Annotated in this window: 1 protein-coding gene; it reads right to left on the minus strand. The window is 60.2% G+C overall.

Going from position 1 to position 560, the window contains the following annotated elements:
* The coding region (locus VR44_RS45825; RefSeq protein WP_157880575.1) for a hypothetical protein at nt 1–396 on the minus strand (396 nt) is incomplete at its 3' end.
* Between the last annotated feature and the right edge of the window lie 164 nt (nt 397–560).

Here is a 560-nt window from a genome sequence, read left to right on the forward strand (position 1 = left end):
ATCGTGATCGGTTCCCACCTTCTTCTGCCCCTCGTAGACGTCCACCGTGACCTGAATTTCGTAGTCGGACTTGACGGCATTCTTCGTCGTCGTCGGCGTGGACCAGGAGCCGCTCTGGCTGGCGTAGAGAGTGGTCTCGAAGGGGCTGTCCCACGTGGGTCCTCCAAAACCCGTGCTGTCGGCGGTCATGACCGATGTGACGACCCGGACCTTCGATCCCTTCGGGAAGTCGACGCCCCACCCCTTGAAGGAGTATTTCATGCCGCCCTTATTGCAGGTGACGGACGCGTAGGTCTCTCGGGTAGCCGCTGCGGCTCCGTGCGCTGCGCTCACCGGGGCGGATGCGGCCAGCAGTGAAGCTGCGAGCAGGAATGAGGTGACGCGAAAGTTGGTCATGGAACTCATGGTGACCGAGCGGTAGCATGGAACTCATGGTGACCAAGCGGTAGGCGATTCGGCGCCGAATATCCGCGAGATTCGCCAGGAAGTGTCATTGCCATGAAAGTAGTCATGTCCCGCAGTTCGGTAATCGGATCGCATTCAATCGCGCCGTTCCACGA

The sequence above is a fragment of the Streptomyces katrae genome (assembly GCF_000966975.1).
In the GTDB taxonomy this organism is placed as follows: domain Bacteria; phylum Actinomycetota; class Actinomycetes; order Streptomycetales; family Streptomycetaceae; genus Streptomyces; species Streptomyces katrae.